Source organism: Melioribacteraceae bacterium, assembly GCA_019638015.1.
Taxonomy (GTDB): domain Bacteria; phylum Bacteroidota; class Ignavibacteria; order Ignavibacteriales; family Melioribacteraceae; genus JAHBUP01.
Genome location: JAHBUP010000001.1, coordinates 3,066,594 through 3,092,811 on the forward strand (window position 1 = coordinate 3,066,594; position 26,218 = coordinate 3,092,811).

A 26,218-nucleotide genomic window follows, 5' to 3' on the forward strand; every position below is an offset into this window, starting at 1 on the left:
CAATCATTATTCAAAAAATATCCATACAAATATTGATGTTATAATTATTCCAATAATATTTAAAAATATTCCAGCTTTACTCATATCAAAAATTCTTACTCTTTGACTGCTAAACACAATCGCGTTTGGAGGAGTACCAACCGGCAGCATAAATGCAAACGATGCTGAGATTGTTGCCGGTATCATTAATAAATAAGGATTAATTTCAAGCTGAATTGATAGTGCCGCCAAAATGGGTAATAATATTTGCGCTGTTGCGGTATTTGAAGTAAGCTCTGTTAAAAACGTCACAACAAACGCAACAGCTATAATAATTAAGAATATGTGGATTCCTTGAAGTGAAGCAAACTGAGCCCCAATAAGTTTTGATAACTGAGATGCAACAAATCCATCCGCTAACGCGAATCCCCCTCCGAATAGTAGTATGATATCCCAGGGAATAGATTTAATAGATTCAGCATTCAGTAAAAATTTATTTTCAGTGTTAGATTTTGCGGGAATTAGAAATAATAAAATTCCCATTGTAATTGCTACTGTTCCGTCATCAATAAAATCTGATTTTGGGAAAATTGCAGACCAACCGGGAATTGAAATTATCCCAAGGTCCAGCTCAACTCTAAATATCCATAATAGTGATGTGGTAATAAAAACAAGTGCTACTGCCTTTTCTTCAAAGCTCATTTTACCAAGTAATTCTTTTTCATTTTTAATTAAATTTTTGTCGAGTATCAATCGTTTATCGGGCGGATAAATAATTTTTGTTAATAATGCCCAGCATATACCAAGCATTGTAATACTTATTGGTAACGCGAATTTCATCCAATCACCAAATAGCATTTCGGGTTGATCGGGGAAACTAATTTTATAAATTCTCTGGAACACCAAATTAGGAGGTGTTCCAATTAATGTTGAAATACCTCCGATAGAGCACGCGTAGGCAATACCAAGCATCAATGCTATCGAAAAAGTTTTGGTGTCTTCTCTCCCAAATGATAATTCCATTTTAGAAATAATCGCGATCCCAATCGGCAGCAGCATAACGGCGGTTGCAGTATTTGAAATCCACATTGATATGAAAGCGGCGGCAATCATAAAACCAAGTATAATTAATGATGGAGTATTACCGAATAAATTAATTACATTTAACGCAATTCTTTTATGGAGATTCCACTTTTCCATTGCGATAGCTATAATAAATCCGCCAAGAAATAAAAAGATAGTAGAGTTCATGTAAGCTTCGGCCGCTTGCTTACCCGAAATTGTGCCCGTTAATGGGAACAATATTAGAGGTATAAGTGAGGTTGCAGAAATGGGCATTGCTTCAGTCATCCACAGAATAGACATTAGTATTGCAATGGTGGCCACAGTTTTTGCAGATTGGTATTCTACTGAAAATTCGGCGATGAGATAAAACAATAGAGATGTAACGATTGCTAAAACGATATTTATATATGACCAATTCTTACTATTAAACTTGATCAAGAATTTACTCCAACTTTACTTATGCTTATAAATAATTTGGTGAAGCGCAGAGTAATCTAAATTTCCTAAATTTGATTTAATCGCTAGTTCTAGAATTTCATTTACTTTACTTAAAGGATCAACATTAACATTTGAATTTCCAAAATTTTCGATTGCTAGCTTAACGTCTTTATTGAGGTGTTTTAAAGGAAAATTTGTTTCCGAATAGTCCCCCGAAATCATTGCATCCTTTTTTCTATCGAATGCGGGCACATAATATGAACTTGGTCTAATTACTTGCATAAAAATTTCTGGGTCAATATTCTGCTCTGTTATATAACCTAAACTCATAGAAAATGCTGATAACAAAGATGCAATTAACTGGTTGCATGCAAGTTTGGCACCACTGCCCTTTCCAACATTTCCAATATAAAAAACATTTTCAGCAAAATTGTGCAGAAACATTTCCCATTTAACAAACAACTCTTTGGATGCGCCCACCATAGGTAAAAGTTTACCATCTGGTATTTGTGCCAAACCACCTAGAACCGGAGCTTCGAGATATTCTCCCCCCTTCAAATTTATTCTTTCCATTAATAACTCACTTTCACCGGGAGAAATTGTACTCATTTGAATTACAGTTTTATTTTTATAGGATAGCTCCTTCTCAAAAAGGACTGAAGATACAGCAACATAATCAGCCAGCATCGTAATCACCAGTTCCGCTTTCTGAATCGCGGAAGAGGGAGAATCGGCAATTTCTGCTCCCAACTGTTTTAGTTTCATCGTCTTAGATTCAGTACGATTCCATAAAATTAAATCATACTTGTGTTGAATCAATCTTTCCGCCATTAAACTTCCCATTAATCCCGTACCAAGGAAAGCAACTTTCATAATTGACCCCCTTTGTTTACAAGATTAGCAATATCCATCTCAATAAATTCTTCGCAGAAAAATGCTTCACCGTATTCTTTACCGATTTTAAATCCAAAGTAGCGGGCTCTCGCTTCAATATACTTCAAAAATTTTGGATCGCTGATAAATGTAGGAGCTTCATGACTGCTCGGATCATAAAACTGTGAATCGTATGCGTATATCGATTTCATTTTTGTCTCAAAAGTATCTGTAATATCAACAATAAATGAAGGAGTAAACTCATAAGTCTGCATAAAATAAAATAGTCGTTTTGGCCGGTAATGAACTTGAACTTTATTATCATCCAAGGTTTCAATTTTCTGCAGTCCACTTTTAAACATTGCTTCTTTAATCAATTGACTTGCACCAATATGATCGGGATGTCTGTCATTCCAATAAGGTGCAAAAATTATTTCGGGTTGATGTTTCCTAATTTGAGTTATTATTTGAAGAAGATAATCATTAATGGGTTTGATAGATCCATCCACAAATCCTAAATTTTTCCTCAAGGAAATTTTCAGAATTTCACTCGCGGATGCGGTTTCCAAATTACGCTTTTCAACTGTTCCGCGTGTACTCATCTCCCCAAGTGTTAGATCAATTATTCCTATTTTCAATCCGGAATCTGCCAGCTTTGCGATAGTTCCTCCCATTGATAACTCAGCATCATCGGGGTGAGCCGCAAAAACAATCACATCTAACTTCATAAATTTTTCCTAAATGTACTTTTCAATTTTGTTTTGAGGTATAAATTAAAACTTTTTGAAAGAGATACAAACTGTTAAAAAAATATAGATTGAAATACTAAATATCTTTATATTTAGTTATAATAAAGGAGAGCGAGGTATGAAAATAAAATATTTTTCATTTCTCATCATTTATCTCTCCTCATTAATGCTATTTCAAACAAGCTGCGATATACAAAAAGCTCCCTCTGAACCAACATCAAATGACGTAGGGGATCTGAAATTTCTGAGCGGTAAAGTAATTGATGATAAAACACTTCAAGGTATTCCTCAGGCAAGAGTTACAATTAGCGGTTCCAATTTAATAACAGACGCCAACGGTAGTTTTTCTTTAACTCAAGAATTATCAGATGGAATTTATCCAATAGTAATTACAAAAGAGGGTTACTTTACCATACAGAGAAATCTAAAAATAAGTAAACCTGAAAAGGGTAAATCGTTCGTAACTGCTTTTAGCATGATTCAAAAAAATCCCACTGTTAATATCACAGCATCAACTGGGGGATCAATCAATTTAACAGAAGGTTATTCGCTCTCGATTCCGGCGAATGCGTTATCAGCAAATACTGCAATGTCTATTACTCCAATTCTTGGAGGAGGAATTCCTTTTAATACTTCGGGAAAATTTGTTATTGAAGCGGTAGCATGCGAACCTGCCGGACAAACTTTTTCCTCACCGTTTACACTTCAAGTTCCTTTGCAGGTATCTCCATCAATAGTAAACAGTACAAACCTAAAAGCCTTAACGGTAAACTCCGCCACCGGCGCAGTTGAGCAAATATCTAATGTGACAATAACTACCGGGGGAAGAATTAATGTTCAGTTTAATCACTTTAGTTATGTAATTCTTTATTTAGATCAAAATCTATTTAGGGTAACTGAGAAATTATATGAAGATTCGGTAAAGAGTACCACTGCCATTGCAGATTGCAGATCGGAAAAAGCTTCGGCTTCAGTCACAGTGGGCTCTACAATTTCTTTAAATAGGTTGAGTGTAACTCTCGCAGCAACATTGTTGCAGAGGAATCTTAATTTCAGTATTTCCGGAACAGGATCAATTTCTAGAAAGATTGGGGATCCGATCAGACAACTTCAGTATCAAGTTTTAGGTACTTTGTATGATATCGAATACTTCGATGGAAATAATTGGATAAGCAGCGAACAAATCAAAATACCTGAATCAATTAAATTCTTTTCAAAAGATGTGGGCTCTTGCCATAATCAAGGTGGAACAAGCGGACAATAATATTTTTGTACCGACTTTTTTTGAATCGCAAAAGAGCATCATCATTTAATAATCGTTCAACCAATTCAATAAATAGATTATATTTAATTATATTCGCACAAAAAAAATACATGTTTATGAATTCCAAATACGAAGTAGTAATCGGGCTTGAAGTCCACGCCCAACTATTAACTGAAACAAAGATATTTTGCAGTTGTTCTGCAAAGTTCGGTTCCAATCCAAATTCTAATGTGTGTCCAATATGTTTGGGGCATCCGGGTGTACTTCCTGTTCTCAACAAAAAAGTTGTAGAGTATACAACTTTAATGGGCTTAGCAACAAATTGCACTATTAATGAGAAGTCGGTATTTGCGCGTAAAAATTATTTTTATCCCGATCTCCCTAAGGGTTACCAAATTTCACAGTATGAAAAACCAATTTGTGAAAATGGAAATATTGTAATTGAGTTTTCGGATGGGACTACAAAAATGATTGGCATTACCAGAATTCATATGGAAGAAGATGCGGGGAAATCAATACATGATCAATCATTTAATACACTAATTGATGTTAACCGATGCGGCACACCGTTAATGGAAATTGTGAGTGAGCCCGATATGCGAAGCGCCGAAGAAGCATACCTATATTTAACGAAACTCAGACAGATCCTAACCTATCTGGGAATATGTGACGGTAATATGGAAGAAGGTTCGATGCGCTGTGACGCGAATATTTCAATTCGTTTGCGTGGTGATTCAAAACTTGGTACCAGGACCGAAGTTAAAAACATGAACTCTTTTAGAAATGTGGAAAGAGCAATTGAATATGAAATTGAAAGACAAATTAGTATCGTGGAAGATGGCGGCTCTATAGTGCAGCAAACTTTATTATGGAACGCGGACTTAAATAAAGTAATGCCAATGCGTGGGAAAGAAGATGCTCATGATTACCGTTATTTCCCCGATCCCGATTTAATGCCTGTTGTAATTGATGAAGTATGGAAAAATGAGATTTATAAATCAATGCCCGAATTGCCAGATATAAGATTGACGAGATTTATAAATGAATATTCTCTTCCCAAATATGATGCTGAAGTGCTGACATCCTCCCGTTCGTTGGCTGATTATTTCGAATCCATATTAATTGAGACAGATGATTATAAATCGGCGAGTAATTGGGTAATGACTGAAGTGTTAAAATCATTAAATGATCAAAAAATCGAGATTAAAGATTTTACTGTTTCACCCGACAATTTGGGTAAACTTATTAAACTCATCAATAATAATATTATAAGCGGGAAGATCGCAAAAGATATATTTCCCGAAATGATTGCCACAAATAATAATCCCGAAATAATTATTAAAGAAAAAAATCTAGTGCAGATTAATGATTCTGGAGAGATTGAATTAGCGATAGATAAAGTGCTGGCTCAAAATCCAAATGATGTTGCTGATTACTTAGGCGGCAAAGATAAAGTAATTGGTTTCTTAGTTGGTCAAATCATGAAGGAAACAAAAGGGAAAGCTAATCCGCAATCTGTAAATCAACTATTAAAAAAGAAGCTCAATAAATTAAAAAATTAGTAAAGTGCCTTCGTTAAATAAAATTTAGCAAAGGCACATGATCTTCATCTTCAAATTTTATCCATCAAATCAGCCATCTCAATAGCGCTTAAAGCCGCATCCCAACCTTTATTCCCCGCCTTTGTTCCGGCTCTTTCAATTGCCTGCTCAATTGTATCGGAAGTTATAACACCAAATATTACAGGTATTTCAGTTTCAAGAGATACTTGCGCTACCCCTTTCGATACTTCAGAAGCTATATAATCAAAATGAGGAGTGCCTCCCCGAATAACGGCTCCAAGACAAATTACCGCATCATATTTTTTAGATGATGCTAGTTTTTTTGCGGCTAGTGGAATTTCATAGGAACCGGGCACATATAATACAGTAATTTCTTTTTCATCGGCTCCATGTCTTGCCAAGCAGTCAAAAGCTCCGCCTAATAAACTTTTTGAAATCATTTCATTAAATCTTGAAACAACAATCGCAAATTTACGCCCCTCGGCAGAAAGTTGTCCTTCAATCATTTTAGCCATTTATCCTCCAAATATTAATTATGCTTATTAATAAAACTAAAAATGTGTCCCATCTTCTCATGCTTTGTTTGAATGTAATGTTGATTATTTTCATTAGTGTCAATTTCTAAAGGTACCCGTTCAACTATTTCAAGATCAAACCCTTTTAAACCAATAATTTTTTTTGGATTATTAGTCATTAATCTAATTTTTTTTAATCCCAAATCTTTTAGTATCTGCGCGCCAATTCCATAATCACGTAAATCTGCTTTAAATCCTAGTTTTTCATTTGCTTCAACAGTATCACTTCCATTTTCTTGAAGTCCGTACGCTAGTATTTTATTTGCTAGACCAATTCCTCTTCCCTCCTGTCTCATATAAAGTAAAACACCGCAACCGGCTGAATCAATAATCTGAAGAGATTTCGCTAGCTGCTCACCACAGTCGCATCGCAGTGAACCAAACACATCACCTGTTAGGCACTCAGAATGAACTCGTACTAAAGTAGGATGATCCGGATTAATTTCCCCTTTTACCAAAGCTATTGGGTTATCATTTGCATCAAGTAAATTTTCATAAAGATGAAGATTGAAATCTCCAAACTTTGTGGGCATTTTTACCGTACTTTTTAATTTGACAAGTTTTTCAGTTTTTCTTCTGTACTCAATCAAATCAGCAATTGAAATAACTTTTAGATTATACTTTTTAGCGAATTCCACTAATTGAGGTATCCGTGCCATTGATCCATCTTCAGCCATTATCTCACATAAAATACCGGATGGATATAATCCAGCAAGTTTTGTCAAATCAATTGCCGCCTCAGTATGCCCCGATCTTTTTAGTACTCCCCCTTTTTTTGCGATTAATGGAAATATATGTCCCGGACGCGCAAAATCATTAGGCTTCACCGCGCTGTTAACAACAGCATTTATTGTTGCCGCTCTATCATATGCTGAGATTCCAGTGGTAGTGCCGTGGATATAATCTATTGCAACAGTAAATGGGGTTTGAAATGTTGTTGTATTATTCTCAACCAGTAATTCAAGATTAAGCTGAGCCGCTCTCTCCTCCGTTATTGCGATACATAAAATTCCGCGCGCTTCTTTAGTAATAAAATTTACATCACTGCTGGTAACTTTTTCCGATGCCATAATTAAATCGCCCTCATTTTCACGGTCGGCATCATCCACAACAATAATCATTTTTCCATTTTTAAGATCTTGCACCGCTTCATCAATCGTATTCAATTCAAATATTAAATCGTTCATCACTGATAACCTAATTTGTTTACCCAGCTTTCGCCGGTATTGATAGAATTATTTTTTTCACTTAGAATTTTTTCAACATATTTAGCAAGTATATCTGTTTCAATATTTACTTTATTGCCCGGTTCTTTGTGTGACAGATTTGTGTTCGCCCAAGTGTGAGGGATTACAGAAATCTCTACTTCATCATTAATTATTTTTGCAACTGTTAAACTAATACCATCAATCGCAATTGAGCCTTCATCAACTACATATTTTTTTAACTCATTCGGTATTTTTAATGCAAGAAGATAATTATCTCCAAGCTTAACAATTTTGGTAATTATTCCTACACCATTAACATGACCTTGAACTAAATGCCCACCAAGTCTCTCAGCCAAACGGACCGCTCTTTCTAGATTCACTTTGATGTTTACTGTAAGAGTATTTATAGTGGTTTTATTTAAAGTTTCGCCCACAGCCTCACAATCAAAGCTATCATTATCAACCCTAATTGAAGTTAAACACACACCATTAACCGAAACTGAATCATCAATTTTAAGATCATCCAGAATTTTCTTACATCCGATGGTGAATTTGAGTCCGCCAGGGATTGAATTAACTCTCTGGATTACTCCTATTTCTTCTATTATTCCTGTAAACATGGGGGCAAAGTTAAAAAGAAAGGCTCACTTTTCATAAGGATGGATTTCTGTAAACTTCAAGGATGTCTGCACCTAATCGAGTCATTTGGTGAAGGGGTAATTTGCGTGCAGCCGAAATTTTTGATGGTTTCAATCCAGTATCGAAATATTGATTTGAACGGAAAAATAGTATTTCATCAAACAAAGAATTTTCAAAAAAGCGATCAAAAACGAATGCTCCCCCCTCAACCAAAATAGATCTTATTTTTTGATGAAATAAATATGTTAGTAATTCAGATAAATCAAACTTTCCCGTAGAATTCATCTCAACATTCTGAATTTTTATTCCTTTCTCCGATAAGAGTTTCAGCTTAGAATAGTCTGCATTGGATGAGCAGACCACAATTGTGTTTTTTGAATTCGCATCATTAAATATTTTTGAGTCAACCGGAGAACTTAATTTACTATCAAGAATAATTCGAAGAGGATTTCTTCCACTAACTAATCTTACGTTTAATTGGGGATCGTCCACCTTCACTGTATTTGCCCCTACTATTATTGCATCAAATTCACTTCTTAGCTGATGCACATACTTATCTGAATCAATGCTAGTAATTTTAGTCCTATTACCCTCAGCCCTATTAATAAATCCGTCGGCGGATAGAGCAAGTTTCAGAGTTATGTATGGTCTCTGTTTTTCAACCGCTGTGAAGTAAAATTTATTAATTTCCTTCCCCTCAGCGCTCAAAATATTTGTAGTTACCTCAATACCCGCATTTCTTAGTTGTTGAATTCCCGCACCATTTACATTTGGATTCGGATCAACATTTGAGATTACCACTTTTTTAATTCCACTTTTAATAATTAAAGGAACGCAAGGAGGGGTTTGTTTATTTGTATGTGAACAGGGTTCGAGATTACAATAAAGTGTTGCCCCTTTAAGATTTTCTGATCTATTATTTATGGCATCAGCTTCCGCGTGAGCATTTCCATATTTTGCATGAAATCCCTCTCCAACTATTCTTTCTTGTTTAACAATGACTGCACCAACGAGTGGGTTTGGAGATACAAATCCGGCTCCATTCTTCGCTAACTCAAAAGTTCTTCTTATATAATCTTTATCTCTATTCATTTTCTTTAAGTAAAGTACGTATTGAATTTCTCAACGGTTCAATATTAATTCCGAATGAAGAGAGTTTAGTTGTATTTAAGGATACGTCAGCAACCGGATATTTTAAGTTTACGTCAGCCATTGTTGTTGGGATTAATAAATTTTTATCAAACCCACCTTCCTCACATAAAATCTCACCAAGTTCATATCTCGAAACTCTCTCTTTTCCACCAAAATTCAGAGTTTCACTTACTATATCCATTTCTATTAATGAAGAGATCATTTTAGCTGATTCATGAAGGGCAAGCGGAGTTCTAAATTGATCTGTATATAATTTGAATGACTTATTTTCCTTTAGACTATTATATAATTTATGGAAATTATTTGTTGAATGATTTAGTCCAAATCCTATTTGCAATGAAACTCGAAGTATCAAATAGTTATCAAAAACCTCTTTTATTTTTGCTTCACCCATCAGCTTTGTTTCAGCGTATAAAGAGGAGGGGATCAGCTTCGAGTCTTCTTTCAAAAACGAGCCTCTGTAACCGGCATAAACTAAATCGGTTGATGTGTAAATCATTTTCGACGAACTAACTTTGCATAGCTCTGCAATTTTAGCCGTAGTGTTAACATTTAAATTGTACACAAATTTAGATGATTGTTCATCAACTTTTTCGGGAGTGGAAACAGCGGCGGCATGAATTACTATATCTGGATTAAATTCGTTAAATACTTTTTTTAACTGCTCAAAATTTGTGAGATCTAAACAAACATTGGGGAAATTAGAACAGTTACCAGGATTAGAATAATATTGAGTAAGTATTTCATGCTTTTTATGTAACTCCAAATTCAAATATTGCCCCAGCATTCCGCTCCCACCGGTTATAAAAATTTTCATATTTGTTCCCTATTCAATAAATTCACCGTCGCAATAATAAAAAAAACATAAATGAGAAGGCGGTTTAGTTTATTCGCTCGCTTTAGAATTAAGAAAGAGAGATTAAATATGGATCAGTTACTTGGGGCACACGTATTTGTTGAAGGCGGTGTCGATTCAGCAATTTCGAAAGCTGATGAATTTGGCTTTACGGCAATTCAAATTTTTACACGGAATAACAATCGCTGGGTTTCTAAAGCATTGTCGGAAAAAGAAATTTCCTCATTTAAAGAAAAAAGAAAGTCGTCACAGATAAAAGTTATTGTCTCTCATGATTCCTACCTAATTAATTTGTGCGCTCAAAATCCCGAGATATTGGAGAAATCGCGTAAAGCCTTTATTGATGAACTTGAACGATGCGAACAACTTGAAATTCCATACTTAAATTTTCATCCCGGTGCGCATGGCGGGCAAGGGGAAGATGAGGGAATTAAGATGATCGCTGAATCATTAAATTTGGCGCATGAGCAAACAAAAAATTTTAAAGTGAAAAGTATGCTTGAAGCTACCGCGGGACAAGGAACAGCAATTGGATATACTTTCGAACACCTAATAAAAATTATTGATTTAGTGGAAGAGAAAGATAGAATGTGTGTCTGCATTGATACCGCGCATATTTTCGCTGCCGGCTATAATATTAAGGATCCTAAAACCTATGATGCTGTAATAAAGGATTTTGATTCGATCGTGGGATTGGAATTGCTAAAATGTATTCATATGAATGACAGCAAAAAAGAATTGGGCTCAAAAGTAGATAGGCATGATCATATTGGGAAAGGATTTATTGGATTAGAAGGATTTACAAATATTATGAATGATAAAAGATTGGATGGAGTTGCAAAAATTTTAGAAACCCCAAAAGGGAAAGAACAGCTTGAAGATTTGGAAAATGTAAAAACTCTACTCGGATTGATAAAATAAATTATGGATTAATCGCTCTCACAACCATAATACCGGTTTGTTTTTTATTTCCTTTAACATATTCAGAAAGGGGCTTTTTAGTAATCTCAACTTTAAAACCAACATTTGGCGCGTGTAGAAAATGAATTCTTCCCGAATTCATTTTTATGGCTAAGCCTGTGTGAGCAATGTCTAAACCATCAACATTAGTAGTAATTCCAATAATATCACCACTCTCAATTTTATTCTCGAGAAGAGCTATTCTTTCCTGCGGTATATAGTAATACCTTCTTTGTGATATCACTTTCTCAGTTTCAGCAAGAGCTTTAACATTTTCGGGATTATTCTTTAAGTGTTTGTAAGAATTTGGATGTGTACTCATATAATCAACATTATTTGAGTAGATCATCCCACCAATTTTATTTGTGATATCTTCACAAATACCGCGCTTATTCATTTCGTAGATCCAGTCGGAAAAATAATGGAGACGCGAAGGGTACCCGTTAATTTGACCATCTCTATAACGAATATTCTCAATTTCGGCTATATAATCATCTATACTTGATTTGTTGTTCTTAATTATTCTTGATAAAGAAAGTGTTGCCTCCACAAAAGTATAGCAATCAAGCGCATCAAGACAAAATATTGGTTTCTCAGTATCACTATTTTCGAGTGTATTTGCGACATAATTTGTACCTATAAAACTTTTCCCAATAGATTCTATTATCTCGTTGATATTTTTTGTATGTAAATTATTCTTTTTTGCTAAAGAAATTTTCTCGCCAAATATTTGAGAATCTTTACTGCAGAACAATTGATTATTATTTTCCTGACAATAAATTAGAGGTGAGAAAAGTAGAACTAAAAATAGTGTCTTTATGAATTTCATAGTTCACCTTAAATTGGGTATTCTTCACCGCCGGCGGTAATTTGCGCAACCTCTTCGCCACCGGGTAATTCTGTTCGGAACCTATCAAGATTTTCGAAACGCGCGTACTCCTTTATAAATCTTAACTTTACTTCGCCAATCGGACCGTTACGCTGTTTACCAACAATAATCTCTGCAATTCCTTCGGTCGATTGACCGCTCATATCTCCACCGGTATATTGAGTGATGCCATAAACTTCAGGACGATAAAGAAATAAAACAACATCGGCATCTTGCTCGATTGATCCGGATTCACGTAAATCAGAAAGCATCGGTTTTTTATCAGTTCTTGTTTCAACCGCACGGTTTAACTGTGATAATGCTATTACAGGAATATTAAGTTCTTTCGCAAGGGCTTTCAGAGATCTCGAAATTGTTGATATTTCCCTCTCTCTGCTTTCCATATTATTTGAAGGATGAATTAATTGAAGATAATCCACCACAATCATTCCAACATTTTTTTCATTTTTTAACCGTCTTGCTTTGGCTCGTAATTCCAATATTGTAATAGAAGGGGAATCATCAATGTATATTGGAGCTTTTTTAAGTTTATATACAGTCCTACTTACCTTTGCGCCTTCTTCTGCCCTAAACTTTCCGGTTCTAAGGTTGTGTGCGTTAATTCGAGCCTCGGCAGATATTAATCTTGTTACAAGTTGAATAGTTGCCATTTCGAGGCTGAAAACACCAATTGGAATGTTATGATCGATAGCCGAATTTCTGATAGCGGACATCGCGAATGCAGTTTTACCCATTGAGGGACGAGCCGCAACTATTATTAAATCGGATTTCTGGAATCCTCCTAATAATTCATCAAGCTCAAAAAAACCGGAGGGTACCGAAAAAGTTGATATCTTTTTTGCGTGGATTGCCTCAATTAACTCCCATGCTTCATTTACCGCTTTATCCATCGACTTGAATGATTCTTTAATTCCTGCTTCAGAGATTTGGAAAATTTTTGATTCCGCTGAATCGAGTAAATCAAACACATCATCGTGACCTTTATAAGCTAGATCCGCTATCTCCAGAGAAGAAGAAATTAATTGCCGGAGAATATATTTTTCGAGAACAACTCTCGCGTGGTAATCAATATTTGCCGCAGAGGAAACATCTTGTGTAAGTTTACTTATAAATGCGGCTCCGCCAACATCCTCTACCTTACCGGCTTTTTTTAATTCTTCATAAACCGAGACAGTGTCAATCGGTTCATTCGATTCATATAATGATACAATAGCTTCAAAAATTATTTTATTTCGAGGATCATAAAACGCGTCGGCAGTAAGTACTTCAACAGCTTTAGGAATTGAGTTTTCATCAAGAAGCATGGCCCCCAACACAGCCGTTTCTACTTCTACAGCTGATGGAGGAAGTTTGGAAGAGGATTTTAATTTTTCAATATCGAATGATTCTTTTGATTTTTTTGCCATAACAATCAGCTTAATTCATCTAATAATTTTTTAAATTTTTGAACATCCTCCCAGCATCCTCTTTTCCAATTGGGATTTCGAAGTAATGCGGCGGGATGGTAAGTTACAATAACAGGAATTCCAGCAAACTCGTGGGTTGTTTCGCGCAATCCTGAAAGGGGTAATTTTTTATTCAACAGCCCATTAGCCGCAATTCTCCCCAAGCATAAAATTACATTTGGTTTAATCAGATCAACTTGTTTTTGGAGATAAGGGATGCAAGTTTCCATTTCAGAAGGAAGTGGATCACGGTTTCCTGGTGGGCGGCATTTTAAAATATTAGCGATATAAACTTCTTCTCTTGATAGATTAATTGCCTTTAGAATATCGTTCAACAATTTTCCGGCTCTCCCAACAAAGGGTTCCCCCTGTTTATCCTCATCCGCGCCCGGGGCTTCGCCGATCAACATCGCATTGGCATTTGGATTACCAACACCAAAAACAAATTTAGTTCTTGTTTTTCCTAAATCACATTTAAGGCAATTACAAATGAGTTGATTTAGATCTTCTAAATTACTTGCGTTCTGAAACGATTCCATTTTGTCTTCTTTTTGTGATGGTTCATGAGTATTGCTCATATTTAATTCTGAAATTGGAATGGAATTAAATTTTTCATAAAGGTCATCACCAAAAATATCGCGCTGATCTTTCAACGATTCAATAATGCCCTTTTTTATATCAGCAAGCAATGTTAAAATCCAATTTTTGAAGATTTACTAGAGAAGTTAAAAAATTATCTTAATAATTACTTAGTAAAACAAAAAAAAGCGGAGTTTTATAAAATACTCCGCTCATAAAAAGCATTTGTAACTATTTTCAATTCCGAATTACTGATTCACTAATTATCCGATTTTCAGCGAATACTATTTAATTTCTTTTTCGTTTTTGTATCTGTATTCAATATCGTGCTTAACTAATTCTTGCAAAGCTCTAATGTGTGGTTTTTCCCGTTTCTCAAATTCGAGAGATAGTTTGAATTGTTCCGGGTTTTCTCTATCCTCAAAATCATCTTCATGCCCGGCATTCATTGTGCCCAACAACTGACTAAACTCGAGTTTTTGGTCATCATTTAATTTGCGAGCTCTTTTTGCGGCAACAATCACACTTTCATAAAGATTAGGAATGCTCTTCTTTATAGTAGAAAGATTAATCGGTTTAATTGCCATTTTTTACCTCCATGGTTTCATTTTCTATTATTTTCTTCACTTCTTCTTTTGCGATTTCAAGTTCAAGATTGGTTACAACATAATCAAAATTATCCTTAAAACTCATTTCTAATTCCGATCTTTCAATTCGTTTTCTCAAATCCTCTTCGGTTTCTGTATTTCTCTTTACCAATCTTTCTTTAAGAATTTCCATACTTGGTGGTGCAATAAAAATTAGAACTGCAGAAGGATATTGCTTTTTAATTTTAAGAGCACCTTTAACATCAACTTCAAATACAATTGTTCTACCAGCCTTAAGATTTAGATTTATAGTTTCTTTTAAAGTACCGTAATAATAATCGTAAAACTTTTCCCATTCAATAAATTTATCTTCTTCAATATTTTTTAGGAACTGAGCTTCGTCAACAAAGTAGTAGTGCACTCCATCTATTTCACCCTTTCTTTGTTTTCTTGTGGTAACAGATATTGAAAAAACAAACTCCGGATTATTCGAAAGAACATCTTGAATAATAGTAGTTTTACCAGTACCGCTCGGAGCAGAAAAGACAAATAATTTAGCGTTATTATTAATCACAGTTACTCAATATTTTGAATCTGTTCTCTAATTTTTTCAAGTTCTTCCTTTATAAAAATTCCATGATGTGAAATTTCGGAAGATACCGTTTTACTATTAATTGTATTTGCTTCTCTGTTCATCTCTTGAGTTATAAAATTTAATCTTCTTCCGGCATCATCAGATTTTTCAAGGGATTCAAGAAACATTTTAATATGACTTCGTAATCGTACACATTCTTCGGTAACGTCTGATCTCTCGGCTAGTAATGCCAATTCCATATTCAATCTTGGCTCATTATCTGCCCAATCGTTATGAATTTGTTTTGCGCGATCTTTTAATTTTTCAAAATGATCTTTAATGCTCTGCTCACTTCTATTTTCAATACCAATCAATGAATCTTGGATGAGAGCAATTCTTTTTCTAAGATCTTTTTCTAATTCTGTACCCTCAGCCTCTCTCATTTGGTTTAATTGAACAATAGCTTTCTCAATTGCATCGGCAACAAGCTCAAATTCTTCTGTAGCTTGAGTCTCTTCATCTTTATAAATCATATTTTGGAATAGCATAATATCTTGAAGAGAAATTTTATCCTTAATCTTCGCGGCTTTTTTAATTTCCGTTAAGAGGTTAAGGGCGTATTTAACTGCAGTTGGATCAATTTCATTAAATTTTTCTTCAATATTTCCTTTTTTAATCGAAACCGATAAAAAAACCTTTCCTCTTCTTACACCTTTTTTTATTAATTCGCGAATCTCAAATTCACGGTTAAGTAAAAATTTGGGAAGTCGAAGTGAAAGATCGAGATACCTGCTGTTTACACTTTTAATTTCGACTTCAATCTCAATATCATTTTTGACCGAAGTACCATTCCCATAACCGGTCATACTTAAAATCATGTAAATTCCCGAATAAAGTGGGCACAAATTTAGCTAAAAATGAGCACCCAGCAAAGTAAATTGATGGTTCAAATTTGAGGTATTATCTATTGATTAGAATGCTTCCCCAATTCCTATATGAAACTGTAGTAGCTCGCTCCAAAACTGCTTTTTATAGAACGCCTTTCGATTGTTCGGATCATAAATTTTGAAACCGAAATCGATGCGAAATGGCATATATTCTGTGTAATATCTAAACCCAAACCCGGCTGCAATTGCAATTTCATCAAATCTCAAACTCTTCGAGCTATTCCAAGTATTACCATAATCAACGAAGAGTGCCGAACTTACATTTCCAAATAAGCGGTTACGGGTTTCAATTGAGCCCTCAAGTATAAAAAACCCTCCTGTGGTGGCACCATTTATTAGTAACGCTTCAAGTTCTTCTAAACTTGGATTCGAAAGACTGTATTCAGCATCGGTTGGTACTAATTCTCTCGTGGCCCAACCTCTGATTGAGTTACTTCCCCCCGCATATAATCTTTGATTGAGGGATACATCTGCTTTATTTCCACGATAGGTAAAAATTTGTCCTATTTTAAGTTTTGTACCAAATGCGTTATTAGGTGAACTATAGACGGGTAAATAATATGTACCCGTAAATACAGCCTTAAAACTTAACGGTCTCTGAAAATTAGAACCTGATATTTGTGAAAATAAATAAGGGATTGAATTATAATCTTCAAGAATCAGTGAAAGTGTATAACCTCTTGTGGGGAAAAATAAATTATCAGTATAGTTAGTACCCATCGTGGTGCCCAGAGTTGCGTTAGTGCTCTGAGATATAAGTTGTCCACCAAAACTTGATTCTACAACCAGGCTAGCAGTAGTATCAATTAAACTTTCGTCAATATCGGTATTGTATCTAATAAACTGTTTGGCAAGATTAATTAAAAATTCTTTTTTAAAGAGATATTCGTTTCTTTCAACATTAAAATATGATGTTACAGATTTCAAAAATGTTTTCTGAGGAAGTTCAAAATCTAGCGATAGTTTTACGCCATACAAGGTTGAGTTATATTCATTCTTTCTTTTCTGAAGTGTGTAATAACTTTCAAATTTTGTATTTATTAATTGTCCAAACAAGAATGGCTGTTCAAACGATATTCTGGTATCTGCATATCCGTAAAAGGTAGAATCGGCGAAAGATGGATTTTTTATAAACTCGGATACATTTTGTGCCGCTGAAGAAGCTCCAGCAGTAAACTTACGTGCATTCCCTAAAAAGTTTTTTCTTATAAAATTCAAACCAAGACCCAAATTAAATGTATTGTCCTCATTGTTAATAATAATTTCGGGAGCTATTTCATAAAGAAGTCCTACATCTGCACTAATACTAAGGGGTACTCTGTTTCCAACAGTATCGGATATCACACTATTAATTATTGCAGATGTGAATAAATTGGTTCGATATAAACGGACTTGTCCACGCTGGATATCATAGTAACTGTACCAGGATTCTGGTTTAATGCCCACAATTTTAATTAGCAGGTCATCATCAACTAAGTCAGCACCTTTACCGGATCTGTTGGCTACAATGTTGCTAATCTTGTATCTTCTTCCCGGTTCAAAATTAAGTAGAATGTTTGCACTATTCTTTACAGTATCAATAGTAATTTGTGGCCTATCCACTTTTACAAACATGAATCCGTGGTCGCGCAGGAATGAAAGGATATAATTTTTTTTCTCTTCAACAATATTGTCTTTATATACTGTATTAGGTTCTATTCTCGAGTATTCCATCAACATATCATAATATTCTGGGTCAATCTTCTCAAGCCCTGTAACAACAAAAGAATCAATAATTGCGGGATCCCGCTCATCAATGAAATACCGAAGAATTACCGATTCTTTATCCTCACTAACAGAATCCTTGAACCAAAATTTTGATTTAAAGTAACCACTTCCGGCGAATAAAGATTTAATTGCTCCAAGATCGTTTCGGACTAAATTTGAATCGTAGTAAATTGGTTTACTCCCAATATCATATACTTTATTTAATAACTGGAGGAACCAATTGGGAGATTCTTTTGAGAGAATTACTTTTTCAAGCTCTTCAGCCGGAATTGCCGTATTGCCAATAAACTCTATCTTATCAATCTCTAATCTATTTTGAGAATAAATTGATATACTCAATAAGCAAAATATGATAACTAATAATGGTGTTTTTTTCATCAGTCTAGTAAGATATAATTACAGGAGTTCCAATTTTTAGTACCGAATATAACTCATCTATACCTTCATTGCTAAGTGCAATTGAGCCATTAGTCCAATTAAATGTAAAAGGGAGATTTTTGAAAATTAAATTATACTCTCCAATTCCATGGATACCGACTTGTGCACCAAGTCTTGTTTCGGGGGGAGAGCATTCTTTATTTTTTTTCGAAATGAGAATTGCATCTAATTCGTCTTTATTAATATACCCTCTTCTATAAGATTCATAAGCGTCCTTGCTATTGGGATAATCGAGTTGAAAAAATTTATAAAATTTATGAGTTGAATCAATCTTGCATATCCTATACTCGCCGCTCGGAGTTACATTATCATTACCTGATAATTTAAATCTCTCAGAATTTTTTCCGAATGAAGCCCGGTATGATTTAAGAAATATCTTATCAGAATATAATTCAAGACGGAAGTTGTTTTTATTAATTAAAATTTTGGGATTTGTGATTTCCACTATTCCCTTTCGGGTCATAATTTCAGAAAGTGGTTCATCACGAAGATTTAGAATAGTACCATACATTATCAAACCTGAAAAGAAGACGAGAATGCTTGAGGTTATGTAAATAATATCTTTAATCACTTATAACCTAATTACATGATTCTTATATGAAATATAAATTACTCTTAAAAATAAAGAAAGCGCCATTTTAGACGCTTTCATTAGCAATGAGTTAATGAATATTTTACTTAATAGTTTTTGCCTCAACAACGGCAAATGCGGTCATATTAATAATATCACGAACTGTATCGCCACGTTGTAAAACATGTACCGGCTTATTCATTCCAATTAAGATTGGACCAATTACTGTAGCGTCTGTTAATCGCTGCATTAATTTGTATGCAATATTTCCAGCTTCAAGATTTGGAAAGACGAGCACATTTGCGCCACCTTTCAAATTGGAAAATGGAAATTCTTTTTCAATTCTCTCTGGTACCACAGCCGTATCGGCCTGCATTTCTCCATCTATAATTAATTCGGGTCTTTTTTGTTTAACTATTTTAACCGCTCTTGCAACTTTATTAGAGTTTGGATGAGGAGCGCTTCCAAAATTAGAGAAAGAAAGCATTGCTATTTTGGGTAGGATGTCGAATTCTTTTACTGCATCGGCAGCACTAATAGCAATTTCGGCCAATTGTTCATCGTTTGGATCTACATTAACTGTTGTATCGGCGAAAAAGTAAATTTTGCGTTTAATAATTACGATGTACATTCCGGACACTATCTTTAAACCCTCTTTAACTCCAATGCATTGCAGAGCTGGCTTTATTGTTTGTGGATAATGATAAGTTAATCCGCCAACCATAGCATCTGCATCGCCAAGTTTCAGCATCATAGAAGCAAAGTAGTTTGGCTCGCAAATAATTTTTTTTGCATCTTTTAAGGTGATGCCTTTTCTCTGTCTAAGTTTAAAGAACTCGTCGCCATAAAAATCAAGTTTATCCGAACTTAAAGGATCTCTTATTTCAAATTTTTCGGGATCGTAATCCAACTCAATTATTTTTGCTTTAATTTTGGCTTCATTGCCAACGAGTATTGGTTTTGCAATGTTTTCATCAAAAACCGTGGCGGCAGCTCTAATAATTTTTTCCTCTTCACCTTCAGGATATACAACCTTTTTAGGATTCTTTTGAGCTTTGTGAACCATTACTCTAACTATCTCAGAGGAGAATCCGAGGCGCTCCTGTAATTCCTCTTTATATGCATTCCAATCACTTATCGGGAGACGAGCAACACCGGTTTCCATAGCCGCACGGGCAACTGCCGGAGCTACATACCACAAAACTCGGGGATCGAATGGTTTTGGTATTATATAATCAGGACCAAATGAAAATTCTTTTCCACCATAGGCGTGAAGCACAACTTCAGGTACTTTTTCGCGAGCCAGTTGAGCTAATGCTCTTGTGGCTGCCATTTTCATTTCCTCATTTATTTTTTTTGCGCGAACATCCAATGCCCCTCTAAATATAAATGGGAATCCGAGAACATTATTAACTTGATTAGGATAATCGCTTCTTCCTGTTGCCATTATTATATCTTTACGAGCATCAATCCCATCTTCGTAACTAATTTCAGGATCTGGATTTGCCATAGCGAAAACAATTGGATTTTTTGCCATTACTTTGAGCATATCTTTTGAAACAACATTCCCCTTTGAAAGACCTACAAATACATCAGCCATCGTCATTGCGTGAGTTAAATCCTTATACTCCACTTTTTGAGCAAAAATACTTTTGTATTTATTTAAGTCTTTTCTTGATTGATTTATATGCCCTTTTGTATCGAACATCGAAATATTTTCTACTTTAGCACCAGCGGCAATGTACATTTTACAGCAGGCAACCGCAGAAGCACCGGCGCCGGATACTACAATTCTTACATCACTCAATTTTTTCCCCGCTATCTCTACAGCATTTATTAAAGCTGCGCAGGAGATAATTGCTGTTCCATGCTGGTCATCATGAAATACCGGAATATCCATTGTTTTAATAAGTTCTTCCTCAATTTCAAAACACTCTGGAGCTTTAATATCTTCGAGATTGATACCTCCAAATGTTGGCTGGAGAAGTTGCACCGCTCTAATAATTTCTCCACTATCTTTACTATTAAGCTCGATGTCGAAAACATCAATATCAGCAAATCTTTTGAATAGAACTCCTTTACCTTCCATCACTGGTTTGCCAGCGTGGGGACCAATATCGCCAAGTCCAAGTACAGCAGTTCCATTAGAAACTACCGCTACTAAATTTCCTTTCGCGGTGTACTTGTAAACATCGTCATCATTTTTTTCAATTTCCCGGCATGGTTCCGCTACTCCAGGAGTATATGCCAATGATAACTCTCTCGCAGTAAAACAGGGTTTTGTAGGGATTACCTCAATTTTTCCCTTCCTTCCCGAACTGTGATATTTTAATGCTTCTTCTTTTGTGTGGCTCATAAAATATTCCTTTTTTTGAATGATAGTAGACCACAGAATTTCGAGTAATTTAAAATATGGAGTTAAGACTCTACTTAATAGAAAAAAATTAAGTGTTGTCAATTTTTAAAAGAAGAAATCTACGTCTCTATTTGTGGGATTTAAATAACGGAGGTAATATCTAACTCTTAAAATTAAGCTCAAAAGTAAAACCACCTTCCCCTTTAATTGAGAATTCCCCTTTCAATTGCTGGGCGGAGTGATTAATAAGTGTCATTCCAAGCGAACTCGATTCTAAGGGGTTCATACCCTTTGAAAAGCCTATTCCATTATCCATGTATGAAATAAAAATATTTTTATCTGCACTCTTTCTAATTACGAGTTTGATTTTAGGGGCGGGTTCATCTTTAAATGCATATTTAATAGAGTTTGTAACCAATTCACTAATTATGATGCCGAGTGGGACTGAGACATCCGACTTAATTTCAATAGGGGCTGTCTCACAAATAATCTCAACTTTTTTTAAAGAAAGAGTTGATACAATGTGTTTAGCTAATTCAGAGAGATAGTCTCCGATCAGAATATTTTCAATACTTAAGGATTTATATAACTTATCATGAATTAGTGCAATGGCAGAAATTCTTGATTGCAAATTCTGTATTAGTTTATCGGTATCAACATTATTCGGTTCTAAAAATGAATGCAGATGAAGAGTATTAATTAATAAATTAAAGTGGTTTTTTACACGGTGATGTATTTCTTTGAGCAAAATTTCCTTATGGGCCAAATCATTTTCAATCCTTTGGTAATCTATTAATGATTTGAGATCGTTTTGAATTACTTCTCTGAGCGACTCCAACAATTCCTGATAAATTTCAGGATAATTATGCTCCTTCAGATCGAGCATGCAAAAAGTACCAAACACCTCTCCATCAGGCCATAAAATTGGAATTCCCATATAAGATAGAAGGTTGAACGGTACACTTGGATTTTCTTTCCAATCTTCCATCGCAAGAGCGTTCGGTACAATTGTTTTTTCTCTTGTTCCGGTAACATTTTCACAGTACCAGCCTAATCCTAGCTCTAACTTCAAATTTTGTGGTAGAGGATTATTCTCAGTTTTACTCGTGAGAAATACTTCTAATTCAGTAGGATGAAATTTTGTTATTAATCCCGAAGGAACGCCAATAATTTTTGCGGCTAAATCTAGAACCTTTTGCCACTTCTCCTGAAGTTCCTTAGAAATTTCCGGTTTTTCATCAGAGGTAATTGGAATAAGAACGTTTGGGGCCTTAACAGTTTTTACCTTCGCTATTTGCATTTATTTTCTAAGCCTATTTTTTCAATTTCAAAATTAGCACAACTTCCTCATTATCGAATTTATTTTCAAAAAGTTTATATGTAATAAAAAGCCCTATCAGATGATAGGGCTTTTTTTACTAAAATTAATCAAAACTAAACTTCCAAAATTTCCTTTTCCTTGTGCTTTATAATTTCATCCACCTTTGTGATATGTTCGTCAGTCATCTTTTGTGTCTCTTTTTCAGCATCTTTTAGTTGATCTTCAGTAAGTTTTTTCTCTTTTTCCTGTCTTTTCAAATGATCATTCGCATCTCTTCTAACATTTCTAAGTGCAATTTTAGCTTCTTCACCAAATTTTTTAACCAACTTAACCAATTCCCTTCTGCGTTCCTCATTCAATGGTGGAATTGGAATTTTAAGATTTGTACCGTCACTAATTGGGTTTAATCCCAAATCGGCAGATAGAATGGCCTTATCCACAGCCTGAACCATAGATTTATCCCATGGGGTAACAGAAATTGTGTGAGCATCAAGTACAGATACATTTCCTACTTGAGTTAATGGTGATAATGTACCATAGTAATCTACTTTTATCCCATCAAGTAATGTGGTTGTGGCTTTACCGGTGCGAACTTTAGCAATTTCACTTCTAAACGCATCAATGGTTTTGTCCATTCTATTTTTTGCATCTTTCAGAATAGTGTTATCCATTATAATCTCCTATTTGTTAACCTCAATAAAATCTATATTCCTTACCGAAGTGCCTACCCCTTCTCCGGTAACAACTTTTAACAGATTACCCGGTTTGTCCATATTAAATACGATGATAGGCAAATTATTTTCTTTGCATAAACTAATAGCGGTTAGATCCATAACACGAAGATTTTTGTGTAATACATCGGTGTAAGAAATTTCATCAAATTTGAGTGCGGAGGGATTTTTTTCAGGGTCTGAATCATATACGCCATCTACTCGAGTTCCTTTTAATATCGCGTCAGCTTCAATCTCAACTGCTCTCAAAGAAGCCGCTGTATCAGTACTAAAATAAGGATGCCCAGTTCCAGCTCCAAATATTACAACTCTTCCCTTTTCAAGATGCCGGATTGCTCTTCGGCGGATATATGGTTCGGCAATAGCTTCCATGCTTATTGCAGTCATTAACCGTGTATAAATTCCTTTTCTCTCGCATGCATTCTGAAGTGCCAGAGAATTGATCATTGTTGCAAGCATGCCCATCTGATCTCCTGTGACACGATCGATACCCTGCGATTCGGCATTCAAACCCCGGTAAATATTTCCTCCCCCAATAACAACTCCAACTTGAACTCCAAGATCAATTACTAACTTAATTTCATCTGCAAAAAAATCAAGTATTGCAGGGTTGATACCGAAATCACCTTCACCAGCAAGTGACTCACCGCTTAATTTTAGTAGTATTCTGTTATATTTCATTTTTACCTAAAAATTTCGATTTAATATAAAAAAAAAGGCCTTATTAAAAAATAAGACCTTTAATTGGCTGTTATTTTTTTTCATCGCTAAGATGAAAGCGTTTGAATTTAATGAGTTTAGCTGTTGCCGAATGCTTTTTATTAAACTCATCAATTAAAGTGCTGATTTTTTTTGTATTGTCTTTAACAAACGCTTGCTCAAAAAGGCAATTTTCTTCATAAAATTTATTGAGTTTCCCCAATGCAATTTTTTCAAGAATATTTTCCGGTTTACCCTCTTTTCTTGCAATTTCTTTATAGATATCAATTTCTTTATCTATTACTGATTTATCTAATTCTTCTCTATAAATTGAGAGAGGACGCATAGCTGCAATCTGCATTGCAATATCTTTAAGTATTACTTGGAACTCATCAGTCGCGGCGGTTGGAACATTATCACCTTGAATTAATACGCCAAGTTTTGAACCATGGTGTACGTAATCTACAAGAATTCCATTCTCAGTATTTTCTAATGAGAAACGAGAAACTTCTATTTTCTCACCAATTTTTCCGATCAAGGCATTTAATTCATCGGCTACAGATTTACCATCTTTTGAAGCTCCCATAAGAGTTTCAACATTAGCCGGTTTTTGTTCAACTACTAAATCAGTAATAAAATTTGCAAAGTTTACAAAATCATCACTTTTAGCTACGAAGTCGGTTTCACAATTAACTTCAACTATAACGGCTGATTTTGCATTGTTATAAATACGAGTTATTACAGTACCTTCGCTTGCGGTTCTTTCGGCACGTTTAGCTGCAACCGAAGCACCTTTCTTTCTCAATATTTCAATAGCCTTCTCAAAATTTCCATCAGCTTCAGCGAGTGCTTTTTTACAATCCATCATTCCCGCGCCGGTTTTTTCTCTCAGCTCTTTAACTTGATTTGCACTAATCGACATTTTATTTCACCTTTTATAATTTCTAATTATTCAATTACTATTAAGATATTAGCTAGCCGGAGTTTCTGCAGGAGAATCAGCCGGTTTTTCTGGTGCTGGTTTTTCAGCAGCAGGTTCGGTTTTTTCTCTTCTGTCTTTTCTCTCTCCTCTTTCACCTCTATTATCTTTGCCTTCAAATCTTACTTTTCTAACTCTACCTTTATTTTCTCTTTTATCCGAGTTTTCATCTTCAATTTTTCTTTCTTTCTCTTTTTCTGCGGCTTCGTGAGCTCTCAATTCTTTCGATTTTGCGTTTCCTTCAATAATACTATCGGCCATAACTCTGCAAATAGTATCAACTGCTCGTGAGGCGTCATCATTACATGGAATAACATAATCAATCGGATCGGGATCACAATTTGTATCAACAATTGCGAAGAGAGGAATATTTAATCTGAGCGCTTCATTAATAACTATACTTTCTTTTTTGATGTCAACCACAAAAATTGCACCCGGCATTTTGTTCATTGTTTCAATACCATCGAGTACTTTTCTTAGTTTATCTTTTTCTCTAGTTAATAATAATCTTTCTTTCTTGGTAATTTTTTCAAATGTGCCATCGCTCTCCATCTTCTCAATATTTTGAAGACGTTTAATACTTTTGCGAATGGTTGAAAAATTTGTAAGCATTCCGCCTAACCATCTTTCGCTAACCCAGTTACTTTCTGATCTGCGTGCTTGGGTTGCAATTGCACCTTTGGCCTGCTTTTTTGTACCTACAAAAAGAACTCTTTTGCCCTGCGAAGCAATTTCATTGATTGCTTGAGCCGCATTATCAATAGCTTGTTGAGTTTTCTTGAGATCTATGATATGAATTCCGTTTTTCTCCATAAAAATGTAAGGTTTCATTTTAGGATTCCAACGGCGGGTTAAGTGTCCGAAGTGTGCACCGGACTCAATGAGTTCTGTGAGTTCTACTCTTGGCATATATACTCCTGTTTTGCTTCTATTCTCTTCAACTTTGTCTTTCATCCCTTTTTATGGTTTAACCAATGTGGGACACAGGAGACAAATCCGAGAATATGAATGGTTA

25 protein-coding genes are annotated in these 26,218 nt (G+C 35.0%); 3 read left to right on the plus strand and 22 right to left on the minus strand.

Going from position 1 to position 26,218, the window contains the following annotated elements:
- Positions 1-6: 6 nt before the first annotated feature.
- Genes KF816_13215 through bshB1 form a run of 3 tightly spaced genes read right to left on the minus strand, consistent with a single transcriptional unit; the run spans position 7 to position 3,083 of the window.
- Positions 7-1,449, minus strand: a complete 1,443-nt coding sequence (locus KF816_13215) for an SLC13/DASS family transporter (GenBank protein MBX3008971.1) — start codon at positions 1,447-1,449, stop codon at positions 7-9.
- A 48-nt stretch (positions 1,450-1,497) separates the two neighbouring features.
- The gene (locus KF816_13220) at positions 1,498-2,355 is read right to left on the minus strand and encodes an NAD(P)-dependent oxidoreductase (GenBank protein ID MBX3008972.1); all 858 of its coding nucleotides are present in this window, start codon (positions 2,353-2,355) and stop codon (positions 1,498-1,500) included.
- Entirely contained in the window at positions 2,352-3,083 is a 732-nt protein-coding gene (bshB1, locus tag KF816_13225; GenBank protein ID MBX3008973.1) for a bacillithiol biosynthesis deacetylase BshB1, read from the minus strand. The genes KF816_13220 and bshB1 overlap by 4 nt, the downstream gene beginning before the upstream one ends.
- A 139-nt stretch (positions 3,084-3,222) precedes the next feature.
- Between bshB1 and KF816_13230 the strand changes: the two genes are divergently transcribed.
- Entirely contained in the window at positions 3,223-4,368 is a 1,146-nt protein-coding gene (locus KF816_13230; protein ID MBX3008974.1) for a carboxypeptidase-like regulatory domain-containing protein, read from the plus strand.
- A 116-nt stretch (positions 4,369-4,484) separates the two neighbouring features.
- Complete coding sequence (gatB, locus tag KF816_13235) at positions 4,485-5,930, plus strand: Asp-tRNA(Asn)/Glu-tRNA(Gln) amidotransferase subunit GatB (protein ID MBX3008975.1); 1,446 nt, start codon at positions 4,485-4,487, stop codon at positions 5,928-5,930.
- Positions 5,931-5,980: 50 nt separating this feature from the next.
- On the opposite strand, the gene KF816_13240 is transcribed toward gatB, so the two are convergent.
- The 5 genes from KF816_13240 to KF816_13260 are packed head-to-tail and all read right to left on the minus strand — an operon-like array spanning position 5,981 to position 10,321.
- Complete coding sequence (locus tag KF816_13240) at positions 5,981-6,445, minus strand: 6,7-dimethyl-8-ribityllumazine synthase (GenBank protein ID MBX3008976.1); 465 nt, start codon at positions 6,443-6,445, stop codon at positions 5,981-5,983.
- A gap of 14 nt (positions 6,446-6,459) precedes the next feature.
- Positions 6,460-7,692: a bifunctional 3,4-dihydroxy-2-butanone-4-phosphate synthase/GTP cyclohydrolase II gene (locus tag KF816_13245; GenBank protein MBX3008977.1), complete on the minus strand. Its 1,233-nt coding sequence runs from the start codon at positions 7,690-7,692 to the stop codon at positions 6,460-6,462.
- Complete coding sequence (locus KF816_13250) at positions 7,692-8,333, minus strand: riboflavin synthase (GenBank protein ID MBX3008978.1); 642 nt, start codon at positions 8,331-8,333, stop codon at positions 7,692-7,694. The genes KF816_13245 and KF816_13250 overlap by 1 nt, the downstream gene beginning before the upstream one ends.
- A gap of 31 nt (positions 8,334-8,364) precedes the next feature.
- Positions 8,365-9,444, minus strand: coding sequence for a bifunctional diaminohydroxyphosphoribosylaminopyrimidine deaminase/5-amino-6-(5-phosphoribosylamino)uracil reductase RibD (ribD, locus tag KF816_13255; protein MBX3008979.1), 1,080 nt, complete (start codon positions 9,442-9,444; stop codon positions 8,365-8,367).
- Positions 9,437-10,321, minus strand: coding sequence for an SDR family oxidoreductase (locus KF816_13260; protein ID MBX3008980.1), 885 nt, complete (start codon positions 10,319-10,321; stop codon positions 9,437-9,439). The genes ribD and KF816_13260 overlap by 8 nt, the downstream gene beginning before the upstream one ends.
- 51 nt (positions 10,322-10,372) lie before the next feature.
- Here KF816_13260 and nfo point away from each other — a divergent pair, with 51 nt between their 5' ends.
- A complete protein-coding gene (gene nfo, locus KF816_13265) occupies positions 10,373-11,281 on the plus strand; it encodes a deoxyribonuclease IV (protein ID MBX3008981.1) in 909 nt (302 codons plus the stop codon).
- Between the two features lies 1 nt (position 11,282).
- Here nfo and KF816_13270 read toward each other — a convergent pair whose 3' ends face one another.
- From KF816_13270 to rpsB, 14 genes are all read right to left on the minus strand, one after another.
- The gene (locus KF816_13270) at positions 11,283-12,149 is read right to left on the minus strand and encodes a DUF1460 domain-containing protein (GenBank protein MBX3008982.1); all 867 of its coding nucleotides are present in this window, start codon (positions 12,147-12,149) and stop codon (positions 11,283-11,285) included.
- A gap of 8 nt (positions 12,150-12,157) precedes the next feature.
- A complete protein-coding gene (dnaB, locus tag KF816_13275) occupies positions 12,158-13,615 on the minus strand; it encodes a replicative DNA helicase (protein ID MBX3008983.1) in 1,458 nt (485 codons plus the stop codon).
- A 5-nt stretch (positions 13,616-13,620) separates the two neighbouring features.
- A complete protein-coding gene (locus KF816_13280; protein MBX3008984.1) occupies positions 13,621-14,343 on the minus strand; it encodes a uracil-DNA glycosylase in 723 nt (240 codons plus the stop codon).
- A gap of 174 nt (positions 14,344-14,517) precedes the next feature.
- Entirely contained in the window at positions 14,518-14,820 is a 303-nt protein-coding gene (gene rpoZ / locus KF816_13285; GenBank protein ID MBX3008985.1) for a DNA-directed RNA polymerase subunit omega, read from the minus strand.
- Positions 14,810-15,391, minus strand: coding sequence for a guanylate kinase (gmk, locus tag KF816_13290; protein MBX3008986.1), 582 nt, complete (start codon positions 15,389-15,391; stop codon positions 14,810-14,812). The genes rpoZ and gmk overlap by 11 nt, the downstream gene beginning before the upstream one ends.
- A 5-nt stretch (positions 15,392-15,396) precedes the next feature.
- Positions 15,397-16,272: a YicC family protein gene (locus KF816_13295; GenBank protein MBX3008987.1), complete on the minus strand. Its 876-nt coding sequence runs from the start codon at positions 16,270-16,272 to the stop codon at positions 15,397-15,399.
- A 93-nt stretch (positions 16,273-16,365) separates the two neighbouring features.
- The gene (locus tag KF816_13300) at positions 16,366-18,486 is read right to left on the minus strand and encodes a BamA/TamA family outer membrane protein (GenBank protein ID MBX3008988.1); all 2,121 of its coding nucleotides are present in this window, start codon (positions 18,484-18,486) and stop codon (positions 16,366-16,368) included.
- 4 nt (positions 18,487-18,490) lie between these two features.
- Complete coding sequence (locus tag KF816_13305) at positions 18,491-19,117, minus strand: L,D-transpeptidase (protein MBX3008989.1); 627 nt, start codon at positions 19,115-19,117, stop codon at positions 18,491-18,493.
- A gap of 103 nt (positions 19,118-19,220) precedes the next feature.
- Positions 19,221-21,473, minus strand: a complete 2,253-nt coding sequence (locus tag KF816_13310; protein MBX3008990.1) for an NADP-dependent malic enzyme — start codon at positions 21,471-21,473, stop codon at positions 19,221-19,223.
- Between the two features lie 160 nt (positions 21,474-21,633).
- A complete protein-coding gene (locus KF816_13315; GenBank protein ID MBX3008991.1) occupies positions 21,634-22,773 on the minus strand; it encodes a hypothetical protein in 1,140 nt (379 codons plus the stop codon).
- A 134-nt stretch (positions 22,774-22,907) separates the two neighbouring features.
- Entirely contained in the window at positions 22,908-23,468 is a 561-nt protein-coding gene (gene frr, locus KF816_13320; protein ID MBX3008992.1) for a ribosome recycling factor, read from the minus strand.
- 6 nt (positions 23,469-23,474) lie between these two features.
- Positions 23,475-24,206, minus strand: a complete 732-nt coding sequence (pyrH, locus tag KF816_13325; protein ID MBX3008993.1) for a UMP kinase — start codon at positions 24,204-24,206, stop codon at positions 23,475-23,477.
- A gap of 70 nt (positions 24,207-24,276) precedes the next feature.
- Positions 24,277-25,146 (minus strand): elongation factor Ts, encoded by an 870-nt coding sequence (locus KF816_13330; protein ID MBX3008994.1) that lies wholly within the window; start codon positions 25,144-25,146, stop codon positions 24,277-24,279.
- A 48-nt stretch (positions 25,147-25,194) separates the two neighbouring features.
- A complete protein-coding gene (gene rpsB, locus KF816_13335) occupies positions 25,195-26,112 on the minus strand; it encodes a 30S ribosomal protein S2 (protein MBX3008995.1) in 918 nt (305 codons plus the stop codon).
- Positions 26,113-26,218: the final 106 nt, after the last annotated feature.